The sequence below is a fragment of the Leifsonia sp. NPDC058230 genome (assembly GCF_042882245.1).
GTDB lineage: Bacteria > Actinomycetota > Actinomycetes > Actinomycetales > Microbacteriaceae > Leifsonia.
The window spans coordinates 134,737-149,596 of sequence record NZ_JBHVWM010000005.1 but is presented as its reverse complement, the minus strand read 5'-3'; the positions used below and the strand labels follow the sequence as shown (position 1 = coordinate 149,596).

The 14,860-nt window shown below is 63.8% G+C and carries 12 protein-coding genes and 1 pseudogene; 5 read left to right on the top strand and 8 right to left on the bottom strand.

What is annotated here, in order from left to right:
- Positions 1 to 56 precede the first annotated feature (56 nt).
- Together ACFVV0_RS16745 and ACFVV0_RS16740 are read right to left on the bottom strand one after the other, a co-directional pair.
- Positions 57 to 1,730 (bottom strand): DHA2 family efflux MFS transporter permease subunit, encoded by a 1,674-nt coding sequence (locus ACFVV0_RS16745; RefSeq protein WP_387065556.1) that lies wholly within the window; start codon positions 1,728 to 1,730, stop codon positions 57 to 59.
- A 16-nt stretch (positions 1,731 to 1,746) separates the two neighbouring features.
- Complete coding sequence (locus ACFVV0_RS16740; RefSeq protein WP_387065553.1) at positions 1,747 to 2,328, bottom strand: PadR family transcriptional regulator; 582 nt, start codon at positions 2,326 to 2,328, stop codon at positions 1,747 to 1,749.
- A gap of 337 nt (positions 2,329 to 2,665) precedes the next feature.
- Here ACFVV0_RS16740 and ACFVV0_RS16735 point away from each other — a divergent pair, with 337 nt between their 5' ends.
- The 4 genes from ACFVV0_RS16735 to ACFVV0_RS16720 all read left to right on the top strand — a co-directional run bounded on the left by ACFVV0_RS16735 (position 2,666) and on the right by ACFVV0_RS16720 (position 6,349).
- Complete coding sequence (locus ACFVV0_RS16735) at positions 2,666 to 2,899, top strand: hypothetical protein (RefSeq protein ID WP_387065551.1); 234 nt, start codon at positions 2,666 to 2,668, stop codon at positions 2,897 to 2,899.
- Positions 2,900 to 3,025: 126 nt separating this feature from the next.
- Positions 3,026 to 4,648: a sigma-70 family RNA polymerase sigma factor gene (locus tag ACFVV0_RS16730; RefSeq protein WP_387065548.1), complete on the top strand. Its 1,623-nt coding sequence runs from the start codon at positions 3,026 to 3,028 to the stop codon at positions 4,646 to 4,648.
- 8 nt (positions 4,649 to 4,656) lie between these two features.
- Positions 4,657 to 5,664, top strand: a complete 1,008-nt coding sequence (locus ACFVV0_RS16725; RefSeq protein WP_387065545.1) for an Ig-like domain-containing protein — start codon at positions 4,657 to 4,659, stop codon at positions 5,662 to 5,664.
- Between the two features lie 55 nt (positions 5,665 to 5,719).
- A complete protein-coding gene (locus tag ACFVV0_RS16720) occupies positions 5,720 to 6,349 on the top strand; it encodes an RNA polymerase sigma factor (RefSeq protein WP_387065542.1) in 630 nt (209 codons plus the stop codon).
- Here the strand turns inward: ACFVV0_RS16720 and ACFVV0_RS16715 are convergent.
- From ACFVV0_RS16715 to ACFVV0_RS16690, 6 genes are all read right to left on the bottom strand, one after another.
- A complete protein-coding gene (locus tag ACFVV0_RS16715; protein ID WP_387065539.1) occupies positions 6,338 to 7,825 on the bottom strand; it encodes a phytoene desaturase family protein in 1,488 nt (495 codons plus the stop codon). The genes ACFVV0_RS16720 and ACFVV0_RS16715 overlap by 12 nt on opposite strands.
- Positions 7,783 to 8,847: an HTTM domain-containing protein gene (locus tag ACFVV0_RS16710; protein WP_387065536.1), complete on the bottom strand. Its 1,065-nt coding sequence runs from the start codon at positions 8,845 to 8,847 to the stop codon at positions 7,783 to 7,785. The genes ACFVV0_RS16715 and ACFVV0_RS16710 overlap by 43 nt, the downstream gene beginning before the upstream one ends.
- A 98-nt stretch (positions 8,848 to 8,945) precedes the next feature.
- Positions 8,946 to 9,776, bottom strand: a complete 831-nt coding sequence (locus ACFVV0_RS16705) for a DUF5819 family protein (RefSeq protein WP_387065534.1) — start codon at positions 9,774 to 9,776, stop codon at positions 8,946 to 8,948.
- Between the two features lie 30 nt (positions 9,777 to 9,806).
- A complete protein-coding gene (locus ACFVV0_RS16700; protein ID WP_387065531.1) occupies positions 9,807 to 11,267 on the bottom strand; it encodes an Ig-like domain-containing protein in 1,461 nt (486 codons plus the stop codon).
- Between the two features lie 67 nt (positions 11,268 to 11,334).
- Complete coding sequence (locus tag ACFVV0_RS16695; RefSeq protein ID WP_387065528.1) at positions 11,335 to 11,904, bottom strand: Ig-like domain-containing protein; 570 nt, start codon at positions 11,902 to 11,904, stop codon at positions 11,335 to 11,337.
- Between the two features lie 273 nt (positions 11,905 to 12,177).
- Positions 12,178 to 14,769, bottom strand: a complete 2,592-nt coding sequence (locus tag ACFVV0_RS16690; RefSeq protein ID WP_387065525.1) for a transglycosylase domain-containing protein — start codon at positions 14,767 to 14,769, stop codon at positions 12,178 to 12,180.
- On the opposite strand from ACFVV0_RS16690, the pseudogene ACFVV0_RS16685 reads away from it, so the two are divergent.
- Positions 14,747 to 14,815: pseudogene (locus ACFVV0_RS16685) on the top strand (hypothetical protein); the annotation flags it as partial. The gene ACFVV0_RS16690 and the pseudogene ACFVV0_RS16685 overlap by 23 nt on opposite strands.
- Between the last annotated feature and the right edge of the window lie 45 nt (positions 14,816 to 14,860).

Genomic DNA, 14,860 nt, shown 5'->3' with positions numbered 1-14,860 from the left:
CGGAGAAGCCCCGCCCGGCCGTGGATGCGGCCGGACGGGGCTCCGTCGTTGTTCGGTCAGTCGACCGGAGTCGCGTGCAGTCCGTGCGGCGGCTGCTCGTTCGGCGCCAGGTCGGTCGCGGGCGCGACGTCGGCCGCGTGGCTGCCGTGCTGCACCGCATCCACCGGCACCGGAGCGGCATGCGATCCGTGGGTCGTAGCGGCGTCTGCACCGGATGCGGTACCCGCGGCAGCGGCGGGCACGGCGTTCGGTCCCCACGCCGGCGGCTTCGGCTTCGCCCAGAACGCGACGATGATCGCGCCGAGGAAGGCGACCGCGGCGGGCAGGAGCAGCGCCTCAGACATGGCCTGCGTGAATCCGGCGTGCAGGAAGTCGGGGAGCACGGTTCCGGTGGCCGCCTCGCTGGGGCTGGCCCCGCCGGGCGCCTTCGGCAGGTCGACCGCGAGGCGCCCCTCGATGAGGGCTGCGATCGACGCGGACCCGAGCACGGCGCCGACCTGACGGGTGGTGTTGAACACACCGGATCCTGCACCCGCCTGGTTCATGGGCAGGTTGCGGGTCGCCGTGGTCGAGATCGGTCCCCAGACGCCCGACATCGCGATGCCGAGGAGGGCGCTCGGTGCGAGCAGCCACCAAATCGACACATCCGGAGTCAGCAGACGCGAATACCAGAACAGGGCGAGCGCGAACAGCACCAGGCCGGTGGTCGCGAAGTAGCGCGGGTTGATGCGGTCGATGAGCTTGCCGACGAACGGCGCGAGCACGCCCGAGAACACGGCCATCGGGGCGAGCATCAGCGCCGAGTCGGTCGGGGTGAGGCCGCGGACCGTCTGGAAGTAGAACACGAGCGGCAGGGCCATGCAGGTCACGGCGAAGCCGACCGTGGTAATGGCGCCGTTCGAGAGGGAGAAGTTGCGGTCGCGGAACAGCTTGAGCGGAAGCAGCGGCTCCTTCTTGTTGTACCGCTGCCACACCACGAACGCGATCAGCACCACGATGCCGGAGATGATGAGACCCCACACCGAGATCGGTCCGACGATCGTGCCCCAGTCGTACGTGCCGCCCTCCTGGATGCCGAACACCAGAAGGAACATGCCCACAGCACTCAGGATCACCCCGATGATGTCGAAGCTGTGCGAGTGCGTCGGCAGCTTGGGCACGAGACGCATGGCGAGGATGAAGGCCACAATGCCCACCGGGACGTTGATGAAGAAGATCCACTCCCAGCCGAGACCGTCGACGAGCACGCCGCCGAGCAGCGGGCCGATCAGGGTGGCGACGCCGGCGACCGCGCCCCAGAGTCCCATGGCCGCACCGCGGCGGTCGGGCGGGAAGATGCGGGTGATGACGGCCATGGTCTGCGGCGTCATGAGCGCAGCACCGAGGCCCTGCACGACGCGGGCTGCGATGAGCATCCCAATACCGCCGCCCGGCAGCACGCCAGAGAATCCGCACCAGGCGGAGGCGAGCGTGAAGATCACGAGGCCGATCAGGTAGAGGTTCTTCGGGCCGAAGCGGTCACCGAGACGTCCGGTGATGAGCAGGGGAACGGCGTACGCGAGGAGGTATGCGCTCGTCACCCAGATGACGGCGTTGTAGTCGGTGCCGAGGTCGAGGCCCTTCATGATCGCCGGATTGGCGACCGACACGATGGTCGTGTCGATGAGGATCATGAAGAACCCGATGACCAGCGCCCAAAGCGCGGGCCACGGCTTCAGTTCTTTTTCCATTGGAGTCTTTTCTCTTTCAGTGTTTCTTCTCCTCGGACCAGGACAGTACGCCCGATTCGAGGTCGACGATGAGGGAGTCGAGCCAGGTCACTTCGACCTCGCGCAGGGCCCGGCTGTATTGCACGTTGATCCAGTACTTGCGGGGCAGTTCCTTCGCTTCGAGATCGCGGATGCCCGCCTCGATGAATTCGAGATCGGCACGGAGGAGCGAGACACGATTGCGCAGGAGCTGGATGACGGTCTCCACGGGCAGGTTGTGCGATTCCCCGAGGGCGAGCGGGAACTCCGGGTACTCGTTGACCGGGGTGGCGAGGATCTCGGTGACGCGCTCGCTGAGCGCCAGGCTGCCCGGCTCGGTGATCTCGTAGGTCGTGCGCTCGGGCCGGTTGCCCTCGCGCTCCGTTCCGGTCGCCCGCACCAGACCCTGCACCGCCAGGCGATCGACCGTGTGGTAGAGCGAGCCGGGGCGCACCTTGACCACCCGATCCTCCGAGCGCTGCACCAGTGTCTGGTACATCTCGTACGGATGCATCGGCCGCTCCATGAGCAGCGCGAGGGCTGCCACACCGAGCGGTGTCAATGGGGCGAGGGGCGGCATGGTGCTGAGCTTTCGATTGGTGGGTGGGGATGCGCCGGGATGCTCCGGCTTGATTATTCCACTTGGAATATACGGGGTGGGCTAGCCGGAAGTCAAGGGACCAGTTATGAATTTCGAGTTGTCGTTCGCGTTATGAAGCTGTGACATTGGGGTCTACAGATGTATGAGCACTCGAGCACGCAACAGATCTGAGCCCGGAATCGAACGAAAGCCATACTCCCGCCGCGTGCTGCTTGGAGCATGCGGGGTGGTGCTCGCACTCACGCTTGCAGCCTGCGCTCCCGGTTCGCCTCCCGAGGGCGCCTCGAGTTCGACGCATTCCCTCGCAGGACTGCCCGTGATCACCGGCGAGGTGCTGGGCAAACCCGACACGAGCAACCCCAAGGGGTTCCAACTACAAATCCGCTCGAAGCAATCCGAGCCTCTGGCAGAAGCGATCAAAGCTCTGAAAGCAGGCAAGTTCGAGGTTCATTCGGTGACATCGGACGGTCTCGGCGCGACAAGCAGCAAGTACTTCGTCGCGGTGTCTGTTCGCGACGGTGTCGTCAATTACTCGTTCGCCTCGCGGTAATCGCCTCACGACATCGGTCAAGCGGCCCACAGGTGCGGCGGGCCAGAGGCGGCCCGCCGCACCGGAGCGTGTCGCACGTCCCGTGGCACCTCTCCCCCACGATCCATACAGAAGACCCGAGCAGCAATGAATGACCCACGACCGAACCAGAGCGTCTCCGACGGAACGCTCGTGGAACGGGCCCGAGCAGGCGATGCGTCCGCGTATGGAGAGCTGTGGGTTCGACATGCCCAGGCGGGGCGCGCAGCGGCGAAGTCGATCACTTCGTCGATCGATCCCGATGAACTCGTGAGCGAAGCCTTCACTCGGATCTGGGAGACGACGAAGAGAGGCGCGGGCCCCACCAAAGGGTTTCGGCCGTACCTGATCGTCACGATTCGCAATCTCGCAGCACGCTTGGGTGCCAAGGTCAGAGAAGCACCGATCGACTTCGCCGATGATCTTCCTGATGAATCAACCTTGGACGCCGAAGCGGATCGCGCGCTCGATCGCGGGATGAGCGCCAAAGCCTTCGCGACCCTCCCGGCACGGTGGCAAGAAGTCCTCTGGTACTCGGAGGTAGAAGAGTACGATCCCGCAACCGTCGGAAAACTGATGGGGATCTCTCCGGCGGCCGCCGCCATGCTTTCCTTCCGCGCCAGGGAAGGGCTTCGACGCGCGTGGGTACAGGTCCACATAGCGTCGTCGGGCGATGATCCAGCGCATTCGTGGACCATCGAACGGCTCGGTGCGCGCACGCGAGGCACGCTCACCAAACGCGACCGCGATCGGATCGAAGCCCACCTCGCCGAATGCGAGGCATGCACGGCTCTGGCCTCGGAGGCAGAGAACATCAATTCCAGGCTCGCCCTGGTGCTTCTCCCGCTGGCGCTCGGGGCTGTGGGCAGTCTTGGATACCTCGCCGCCATCCGGAATGGGGACCTGCGACTGGCCGACACGGCCGCCGCTGTTCCGATGAGCTCCGATCCCGTTGTATCAGCACTCGATTGGGGCGCATCGTTAGGGTCCAGCTTGTCGCTGGTTTCGCCGAAGTTGTTGACTGGCCTCACAGCGGGGGCCATTGTCGCAACCATCGCCGCTGGAGCTTCCACCTGGGACCACCGTGGGCAATCGCAAGCATCGGTGTCGTCGATCGAGCACGAACCGCGCGACCAAGGGAGTCCGCCGTCGGGCGACCCGACGTCGTCCGAGCCATCACATCCGAGCATCCAGGGCTCAGAACGGCCGCCGACGGAGCAGACGCTCGTTACAGCCGGTGAACTCAGCGTCTCGATCGACAACGGCCCAGACCGCACGTTCTTCCCGATCCTGTCGGGCGCCGGCCCAGCTTCTGCGGTCGTGATCGTTCGCGATGGATCCGTGGAGCTCAGCAGGGTCCAGGCTGACGACAAGGGGCGGTGGAGCACCGGCCAGATCGAATCGACGGCGAGAGAACTCGAGGTCCATCTTCAGGCTGACAGGTCGACTGCCATCCGCGTGCCGAATCACGTGGCGTCACCAACGCTCGAGGTACGCCTCTTCGACACGCACACGAGCGTGAGTGTGGTCGGAGTGCCCGGGGCGCACTTTCAACTCCGCACTCGGTCTGACGCCGATGTCCTGGCCTCTCGATTGGATGCAACCGGCGAATGGCGCTCAGACTTTGCGGTTCGGGCATTCGATGCGTCGTTGAGCGGACGGTATGCGGTGGGAACGAGAGCCGGACCCTGGGTTCATAGCGATTCGACGCCGATCAAGGACAGCGAATGAGGAGTGGGATGACCATCGTGCAGCGTGCTGGACTAGCCAGAATCATCAAGGTCGCCGGTAGCGTGACGGCGCTTGCGATTGCCATCTCGCTCATGGAGCCCGACCAATCCTCTGCCGCTCACACGCCGCAAGCGACCGGATCGCTCGAAGTGACGACCGGCACCAGGGTCGCCGACGGCGTTGCGACGCACACTGCGACGGTGAGCTTGACGACCCACCAGGGCAAGCCCATCGCCAGACGAGCCGTGGTCATTCAACTGCCTGGCCAGCGACCCGTTCACGTCGAAACTGATCGTGGCGGTAACGCACGGGCCGGCTTGACCTCGACGATCGCTGGGATGCAAACGGTGTCGGCGTACGCGATCGGTGTACCGCGATTCGAAGAGCGGCGCGTCGAATTCATCGCGGGAAGCCCGAGCGAGAAGGCATCCGCACTGTCGCACTCCGGCGGATCGCGGCCCGCGGATGGCAGAGCACGACATCGCGTCGAAATCCAGGTCTCTGACCGCTTCGGCAATCCCGTAGCGGGAGTGGATGTCGACATATCGTCCACGCCGGGAGCGATACTGAGCCATCACCGCACGAAGACGGGAAGCGGGGGAACCGCGCACGTTGACGTGGCTTCGTCCGTTGCCGGCGACTTCGTTGTTGCCGCGCGATGGGGAACCATTCCGCTCGGCGACGTCGAGGTGAGTTTCCACGAACCCTCCGTCGATCCTGAGCGCTCGTCGCTGTCCGTTGCTTCCGACGTGGTCAGCCACGGCGACGACCGAATCTACCTCCTCACCGCCCGCGTGCTCGATGTGTCTGGAAATCCGAAAGCGAGCGCCCGCGTTACCTTCCACGCAGCGCCGGGGCTGGTCCTTACCGCGAACTCCGCGCTCACCGACTCCGACGGCATCGCCACGACGACAGCAGTCGCAGCCACCGGTAACACGTATTTCGTGAGCGCCGCGGTCGGCGGAGAGCAGCTCGCAGCTGTTTCCGTACCGGGGATCGGGTTAAGAAGCACGTAGCGGACCACGTAGTGCTACGCATCCCTGTATTCCGGCGTTTGCGGACACTCAAGGCATGGGAAGCAGATACTGCGAGAAGCCGGATAGGTCCGAGAACGATGGCCTTCCTGTTCGAGTTGGGGGCTCGTCCTCATCGGAACCGGAGTGGTACCGTCGCGATGCCGAACTCCTGGCACGGGCACGAGGCGGCGACAGCTCGGCCTATGCCGAATTGTGGCGACATCATCACGCCGCGGCGATCCGCGTAGCGAAGCGATACAGCCGATCCCTGGATGCGGAGGATGTCGCGGCCGAAGCGTTTGCTCGAGTCTTCGCTGCGATGGACGCCGGCGCCGGACCGAAGGTGTTCCGCCCGTACTTGATGGTGACCGTTCGAAACGTCATTTCGAGGTGGTCACGGCAGGAGTCTCGGATACCGACGGTGAGTATCGACGCAATCGAGGACAGCCCGATGGAGCAGGGCGCCGATGTCATCGACCGGATGAGCGCTGCCGACGCGTTTCGATCGCTACCTCCACGATGGCAACTGGCGCTCTGGTACAGCGAGGTTCAGGGGTTCGGTGCATCAGAGATCGGTGAGCTGCTCAGGATCACGCCTTCGGCGGCAGCGATGTTGACTTACCGTGCTCGACGCGGATTGCGCAAAGCGTGGGGATCCGACGATAAGCCGGAGCTAGCCGGCTAAACCGAGGTCGGGTGCGTCGAGCGCGAATACGTCTCGCAACGCACGTCGCGCTGCATTCCACCCTCCGAGACCGTGAACCCCCGGCCCGGGTGGCGTTGCGGAGGAACACAGATAGGTTCCCGGAATCGGCGTGGCCCACGGGTTTAGTGACAGCACCGGGCGTTGGATCAGCTGCCGCATCGTGGCCGCGCCACCAGAGATGTCTCCCCCGACATAGTTGGGGTTGTATCGGGCGATGTCACGCGCCGTCTGACTGCTGTGCGCGAGGATCAGATCGCGGAAACCGGGAGCATATCGCTCGATCGTGTCGGTGATGGTGGAGAACTGATCGAGGTTCGAGCCCGCCGGGACGTGAGCGTACGCGTACAGCGTGTGGCTACCGGTGGGTGCTCTACCCGGGTCGAAGCGCGTTGGCTGCGAGATGAGAATGAATGGCTCTTCCGCGTGGCGTCCTCGTGCGATTTCGCGTTCGGCGATTCCGACGTGAGTCGCCGTTCCTCCGATATGGATCGTGCCTGCGCCGGAGAGCTCTGGATGGGTCCACGGGACCGGCCCGCTGAGCGCGTAGTCCACCTTCGCGACTCCCGGTCCGTATTTGAAGGAGGCGAGTTGGCGGCGATAGAACCCCTGCAGCTGGCCGGAAGCCATCGACATGAACTGCCTGACGCTGGTGTCGAGCAACACACACGGAACCGTGCTGAACTCGTCGAGCGTGTCGACTCGGGTCTCGAGCACGAGTTCTCCGCCGTGCTGGTGCAAATCCTGTACGAGAGCGTCGGTGATCGCTTGGCTTCCGCCGATGGGTATCGGCCACCCGCCTGCGTGCGCGTGCGCTCCGAGCGTGAGTCCGACAGCGGCCGCCGCGAGTGAGGGGACGGGCTGGATGGCATGAGCGCCGAGTCCGGCCAACAGCGCCGGGGCGATCTCGCCATGAAACCCGTGTGCTGTTCCGGCTGCTTGGCGAAACACAGCCAGCCCGAAGCTGAGCGCGAAGCCCAGCTCGGGAGGGACCCGCAGCAGGTGTTCGGCTGTGAGGTTCGAGAGTGCGTCGATGTTTCGAACGAGCGGCTGCATCATGTCGCGCCACCTGCGACCGTCGATGCCCAGTTGCTCGACGGTGCGCTCGAGGTCGCGATAGGCGAGCCCTGTCTCCGTCGGCGTGATGTGTGCGTAGGAGAGCTCCGGGCTCACCAGGGAGACCCGTTTCGCTAGTTCGAACGCTGTGAAGAAGGGTGAGGCGAGCGCCATCGGGTGCACCGCGGAGCAGATGTCGTGGGCGAATCCGGGAAGCGTTGCCTCGGACGTGCGGGCGCCGCCTCCCGGTTGGGCGGCCTGCTCATAGACGACGACGTGGAGGCCTGCTCGTGCCATCGTCACAGCTGCGGCAAGTCCGTTCGGTCCGCTGCCGACGACGACGACGTCGGGCGTATTGCTCAACTCGACCTCTCGCGCGTGGTGCTCCGTGTGCCGTCCCACGCTCCTCGGATCGCCCCTTGAACCTGTTGCCACGTGGCATCGCGGATGAAGATGCAATCGATCGCGATCATCGACAGGGAGAACCACGGCAGGCCCATGAGGATGGCGATGCCGAGATGGAAGCAGAGCATCACGACAAGAGCGAAGATCCGGGTTCCACGGCGAAGCAGCAGCAGCGGGAACGAGACCTGGACCAGCAAGGTGAGGACGGTGGCGAACGCAACGGCGGGCGCCCAGCTCGTCACGAGGTCGCTGAGTTCTGGCCACGGTGCGAACTGAGCCACATGCAGGGGGTCGTAGATTGCTGTGCCTCCCGACCACGGTGTTCCTCCGGCCTTGTAGAGCCCTCCAGCCACGTAGACGAAGGCGACTTGGCACGCGAGCGCGACGATCGCGAAGTTGTGGAAGATGTTGGTGAACCACTCCGGAAGGACGCGCTGGAACCGCCACCATCGAACTATCGGGTTGCGCGACGACCGGATACCCGATCGTTCGGTGAACTTGCGTCGGCGTCGGGCGTCGAGGGACCACCTGTCCGCGGGAGCCGCGAAGAACATCACGATCAGGGCGATCCTGACGAGGTTGTCGCTTTGGTCCTGCACGTAGTCGTTCGTCTCGATGATCGAGATCCACAGCACGAACATCCCGATCGTCGCCAGTCGTGTGCGGTAGCCGAGGATGAACAGCACGGCGAACACGATGCAGGCGACGTACATCGCGGTAGACAGGGCGGGATACGGGGCCGCTGCCAGGTACATTCCGAACGGCCAGATGCTCACGAAATCACTGGTCGGGTTCTGCAGTTGCCCCGTCCAGGCCATACCCGCGCCGAAAGTGTAGAACCGGGTATCGAAATTGGTCAGCAGCAGACCGAGTATCGCTGAGCCGAGGAGAATACGGGTTCCTGCCAGACCATAGGTCGCCTTCTTGCCGTCGACGATCCAGCTCTCCCCCTGTGTCGAGAGGGTTGTGATTGCGCTCAGGATGGTGGAAACGATCGCGCCGGCGAGGGAGCCGAGCATTGACAGAACTCGGCGCAGCACAGATGGGCGGTGTGAACCTTTGCCCGAACGATCGGGGCTGTCTTCGATTTCTGTCGTTTCCGGCTGAAGTGTGGTTGTCATTTCTTGACAGCCTCCTTGTAGTTGCGCAGGAAGACGTCGGCGAACTCCTGTTCGGATTGCCCGGGCATCACGATCAGGCCACGCCATCCGATCGGCGCGAACTGGAGCGCCGGCTTTTGCGCCCCCGGAGTGTGCCGATCCTCGAAGGGGATGATGTTCTGTCGGCTTGCTTGGTATTGGACTCGAATCACTGAGTCCCCCCAGATCGCTCGTGCGACCTGGACCGCGTAGGCGTCGGAGTATCTCTCCTGGACGATGTATCGCACGACCGCGTCGGTGTTCTGGTTCTTGTTCTCCTCGTTGAGCGCCACCTGCATCCGACCGAGCCAGTCATCGCCCTTGAAGTAGTTCAGCTCCGCCACCTTTCGCTGTGCTGGCGTCAGCGCATCCCATGCTGCTTTGAGCGATGAAGCTTGCTTGAGGCCGAGGTTGGCGGCTCGAGCGGGAAAGAGTGTGTGATGGGACATTGCAAGCTCGACGTCGGTCGCGGCAACCCAATCGGTCACGATCTCGTTTCCGGATTTGTCGGCCAGGACCGCCCTGACGTGGAACCGGTAGTCGCCGTTGATGGGCGCCGGCGCGAAAACGCTCCAGCTCTGCCCGAACCACGGCAGCATGTACGAGCTCAGCGCATTGCCCGGTATCAATTCACGCAGCGGCGTTATGGGCCCGATCCAGAGAAAGCTCGCGAGTACATGCCAGGCGGTCACCAGCGCCGCCCCGCCCAGGACGATCCGCATGACGAGCGTGCGTGGTCTCCGTGCGGGCGCCTTGGCTTCCCGGTCGCCCGATGGTTTGGATCGTGTCGTTGCTGGAGCTGCTGTCACATCTGCCTCCTCGGGCCGGGAAGCGGCCCTCTATCGAGCCCATGGGTTTTTACGGGCCTCCAAGAACTCAGAGTCAAGAAGGCCGCGCTCATAACGACATCCCCGCGAATACGACCTTCTGAGCAGATATCGGGTGGCGAGGACGCCGAATCCCGCTGCAGTGGCGCCGACGGCCGCAATGACGAGCGGCGTTGTATCTGTGCCGGTTTGTGCGAGACGTGCGGGTTGCGTGGGCTGGCCCGCAGCGTTGCTCGTTGCTTCCGTCGGGCCGTCGGGGGTCGGTGAGGGAGCCGGCGTTGGCGTGACCGTCGGTGTGGGCGCGGGGGTGCCTTCGCCTGCACCGCCGGATACGGGACGGGTGACGAAGTTGAACCACCGGGAGTTGCTGGTGGAGTTGGTGGCGGTTGCTTCGGCAGCGAAGGTGAGCGTCGAGTCGGTGTCACGTGTGTCCGCGGCCAGTGTGAAGGAGCGGATCACATCGGCCGGTGTGGGGCTGGTGAACGTGACGGTGATCTCGTCGGGCGTGCACGAGTGGATCACGATGTCGGCATCGCTGGTGGGCTGCAGTCGATCTGAGGGTTGGTGGGCTGTGGACCCCGGCGGGGTCTGGTGTTCGAAGAAGGCGATGCTGTCGCACCTGAGGATGCTGGTTGCGTCCGTCGGACGGAAGGTGACGGATTGGTCGAGCCACGGGCCGCGAGGCGTGTCGATTCGCCAGCTGATCGCCTCCTCGGCAGTGATCGTGCCGCGGTCTGAGTCGTTCCAGGTGCCGAGGACCCAGACCAGGTCCAAGCTCGCCGTCGCGGATGGGAGGGTGGTGATGAATTCCTCGAACGTCCGGTCGCCGTTCGTGAAGACGAGGCTGATTTCGGTCCCGTTGGCGCCGGGGTCGCTCACCTGAGCGGAGAAGAATCCGGAACCGGTGACGGCACCGGAGTTGGTGACGAAGTCGGAGAACGTGAAGGTGATCTCGTTGGGGCCCGACGCCGTGATGGTTCCAACGACGTTCCCGAGGGCATCCACGAGCGGAACAGAGAGATCGGGTGCGACCCGGAGAGTGCTCGGAAGTGTCAGCGTCGAGCTGTCGCCTTCAACTGCCGTGGCAGGGAGCTCGAAGGTGAAATCGATTCGGATCTGGGCGCCGTTGAACGCCTGGTCCTGTTGAACGTTCAGGGAGGTCACGATCGTGGCGGTGGAGGCAGCGTGCGCCGGCGAGACGGCGAAGGTGGACATCATCCATGCCACGAGCAGGATCAGCCAATAGCGGCTCGCGCCTCTGGACGGTGTTTGCGTTCTCTGGATCATGCGTCTTCTCCGATGCGCTGGAGGCGGCTGCCTGCCCCTCACCATGCGGGATCCTTCATCGGCTGTTTCATAACGCGTCACTAGGCGGTGGAGACGGTCACGAATGTGCGCCCCGCCGCGATGAAGAACCAGCATCAACGTGTGCGCCACGCCTAAGCCGTGGCCGACGAAGATCTCGGTGGCCACGGCTTAGGTCTGCGCCTATGTGTTAGCGCTTTCCACGCACGCGCACACGCATACGCCCGGCGGGCACTTAGTCGGTGCTGTCAACGATGAACGTCAGTTCACTTGTTGTCGGGTGGCCTCCTGGGTCAACCTGGAGTGCCAAAACGGTGTGCTCCCCGTTGGACAGCTCGACGGTCGAAGGACATGACCATGCCCCACTGACGCCCACTGTTGTCGTGCACAGCACATCCCCGTCCCAGAGGTCGTAGATCCTGAGATCTGCCGATGGCGTGCCGCCTCCAACAAAGATCGGGTGACCTGTATCGATCGTGGACCCGGCAACCGGAGAGCTTATGGTCAAGGGGCCGAAGAGGATGTTGAATGAGCGCTCTGCCGTCGTGGCGTCATATTGCGCCTGCTGATGCACGGTAACTGTGAACGGCCCGTGTGGCAGTGCGAACGAGGGCGTACACGACCATGATCCAGCAGCACTGACGAGGGTCGCGCAGATCCCAAGTCCGTTCTGGGCTGAGACCACAAGGTGAGCTGATGGCTCACCGGAGCCAGCAAACGTGGGGCGATCCGTGTTGACCGTGGACCCAGCAGCTGGAGTACTGATCGTCACCGGGATGGACGTCGTTTCTGGCGATTGGACCATTGGTGCAGCAGATGCCGGGCTACTGAGAGCCAGGACTGTTACCCCCACGGCGAACGCAGACACCGCACCCATCGCCCTTATCTTTCGTCTCATACGCATTGATGATTCCCCTTAGTCTCATCGGATCGGCTCTTTGCCTACCCGTATGCATCTCGTGACGTCTAGCCACTTGATGCATTACAGAGAAGGACACCGTGAGACCTGAGTCATAACGCGACAGCAAACCCAACCCAGACACACCCGGAACCCGGTCGACCGTCTGCCCGTGGGCGTCTAATCCGCGTCCTCAGGGAGAGTGGCGAGGGTCCCGTTGCTCGTGTAGAAAGTGACCCTGCCGCCTTCCGTCACCAAGGTGCCGGCTCCCGGATCCGTGCGAACGACAGTTCCGCTCGGGCTGGCAGCGTCGATCGGGCCGCCATCGACGCTGTCGAGGCCGAGGTTCTTCAGGATCGACATGCCCTCCTCGAGTGTTTTGCCGATCACATCCGGGATGGCGACCTGAAGACGGCGCACCAGCTTGCCACCCGGCTTGCCGAAGTCTTCGCCGCCATACTTGTTCACCGCTGCGGTCATCACTGCGTTCATGACGCGGGTCCGAGCGTTTGCGGGCGTGGTCCTGTGCGACGGATAGATCGCTCGCATGTCCGCGCCACCAGTTACATTGCCGACCCAGTACGCTCCGGCAACCTTCGTCGTCGCCGCGACGAGCCACAGCTGTTGGCTGCCGTCGGTGGTTCCGGTCTTGCCGAGCATGTCGACGCCGGTGGAGTTCGTCCCTCGCGCTGTTCCGTTCTCGATCGATCCTTTGAGGGCGTACGCCATAGCGTTCGCAACGGCGGGGTCGACCGATTGGACGCAGCTTGTCGCGGGGGGAGCGATCTCCTCGCCGGTGCCATCGGTAATCCTGTCGATTGCGATCGGCGTGCAGGTGAGGCCGTTGTTCGCAATGCCCGCGAAGGCGGTCGCCATCGTCAGAGGCGAGATCGTATTCGTACCGAGCACGGAGGAAGGGTTGGTGTTCAGCGGCGCTCCTGTTGCGGTGTGGACGCCGAACGCTTCGGCGTCTTTTCGGATGTTGCAGAGATCGAGCTGGTATGCCATGGCGACAAAAGCCGTATTGATCGACTGGCTGGTCGCCTGCAGCGCGTTGCGCATGCCGGTCTGGCCGGGCGCGTCGTTGTCCGGCCGATATTGTCCGGTCCACGGGCCTCCGCAGCTGTCGGTGAAATCCGTTTGATGGTACGTGCGGTAGTTCGCATTCACCGACTCGTACAGCGAATGGCCTTGCTTCAGCCATTCCGCCAGCGTGAACACCTTGTACGTCGACCCGACCTGGAACCCGGACGAACCCCCGTAGGCGCGGTCCGTTGAGTAGTTCACGCCAGAGAACTGACCACCCTGGTTGAGCAACTCCGGGTCTTGGCTGTACTGCTTGTTCTGCGCCATGTAGAGCACCCGCCCAGTTCCAGGCTGGACACCGACGAGCGAACCACCAAGGTCGACGTCCCCGAACGTCTGCGGCACATAACTGGCCATCGTCTCCTCAGCCACCCGCTGGAGGTCCAGGTCGAGCGTCGTGTAGATCTGGTACCCGCCCCGGTTGAAGTTCGAGGCGCGATCGTCCTGGGTCGCGCCGAACGACGGATCGTTGAGGATGATGCGCTGCACGTAGTCGCAGAAGAAAGCCGCACCGGCAGCGGTCTGGCAGCCACGGACAGACGGTGTGATCACGGGCGCGATCGGGGTCTGAACGGCCTCTTCGTACTGCCCCTTCGTCAGCATCCTCTGCTGATACATCTTGCCGAGGATGTAGTCGCGGCGATCCTTGTTGGCCTGGTAGCCGTTGGCGGCACCATTCGTCTTGCTCTCCGGATTGTCGAGCTTGAGACTCGTCGGTTCGTTGACCATCGCCACCAGGCTGGCGGCTTGGGCGGGGCTGAGCTGAGCTGCCGTGACTCCGAAGTAGTAGCGCGCGGCAGCCTCGATGCCATAGACAGAGCCGCCGTAGCCGGCGATGTTGAGGTATCCAGCGAGGATCTGGTCTTTCGAGTATTTCTTCTCCAGCCCGATGGCGAGCTTCATCTCCTTGACCTTGCGGTCGGGTGTCACTCCCGTGGAGTCGTCGACACAGGCCCGGTACGCGGCCTTCTCCTCCTTGGTCTTCACGGGCTTCGCCTCGCACTTCTGCAGCAGCACGTTCTTGACGTACTGCTGGGTGATCGAGGATCCACCCTGGACGTCGTTCCCGACGACCGCGGAGAGGGCACCGCGGATGGTGCCCTGGACATCGACGCCGGCGTGGCTGTAGTACCGGGGGTCCTCGCCGGCGATCGCGGCGTCTTTGACGCCCTGCGCGATTTCGTCGAACGCGACAGGCAGACGGTTCTGCGCGTAGAACGTCGCGAGGGCGACATCCTGATCGCCCTCCTTGGCATAAATGGTGGTCGGCTGGGCGAGCTGATCTATCTGCAGGTACTCGGGAAGGCCCTCGAAGACGCCGATGCTGTGATTGGCGGCCAGTCCGGTAACCGCGATTGCGGGGGTCACGGCAGCCGACACCAGAATTCCAGCAACTGCACTCACGCCGACGAACGCGGCGAAGGCGCCTGCGGTCGTCCGTGCGCTCATCGCCCGGCCTCGTATCCGCGAATTGGCGTCAGGATGGGCGCTGTGGTCTGGGAGCTCGCGTTGGATCTCATTACCCAATCGTCGATAGACCATGTGATGCTGTCGAAGACGCAAGAGGGTAATTACATGCCGTTTTGGCATAGAATGCGGGCCTATGGACCTGATTGCGGCGTGCGTAGCCTTCGTCAACGTGGGGGAGCGGGGAAGTTTCACTGTGGGTGCGGCTGCCGCAGGCATACCTCAGTCAGTGGCCAGTCGACGGATTGCTGCGCTGGAGGGCCGCCTGGGCGATCATCTCATTGACAGGAGTTCTCGAAAGGCGGTCTTG

Excerpts from the sequence above, each read along its gene's own strand:
- ACFVV0_RS16745 (WP_387065556.1), bottom strand. The coding sequence starts at position 1,730 with ATGGAAAAAGAACTGAAGCCGTGGCCCGCGCTTTGGGCGCTGGTCATC.
- ACFVV0_RS16740 (WP_387065553.1), bottom strand. The coding sequence starts at position 2,328 with ATGCCGCCCCTCGCCCCATTGACACCGCTCGGTGTGGCAGCCCTCGCG.
- ACFVV0_RS16730 (WP_387065548.1), top strand. The coding sequence starts at position 3,026 with ATGAATGACCCACGACCGAACCAGAGCGTCTCCGACGGAACGCTCGTG.
- ACFVV0_RS16725 (WP_387065545.1), top strand. The coding sequence starts at position 4,657 with ATGACCATCGTGCAGCGTGCTGGACTAGCCAGAATCATCAAGGTCGCC.
- ACFVV0_RS16720 (WP_387065542.1), top strand. The coding sequence starts at position 5,720 with ATGGGAAGCAGATACTGCGAGAAGCCGGATAGGTCCGAGAACGATGGC.
- ACFVV0_RS16710 (WP_387065536.1), bottom strand. The coding sequence starts at position 8,847 with ATGCTCGGCTCCCTCGCCGGCGCGATCGTTTCCACCATCCTGAGCGCA.
- ACFVV0_RS16695 (WP_387065528.1), bottom strand. The coding sequence starts at position 11,904 with ATGGTCCAATCGCCAGAAACGACGTCCATCCCGGTGACGATCAGTACT.
- ACFVV0_RS16690 (WP_387065525.1), bottom strand. The coding sequence starts at position 14,769 with ATGCCTGCGGCAGCCGCACCCACAGTGAAACTTCCCCGCTCCCCCACG.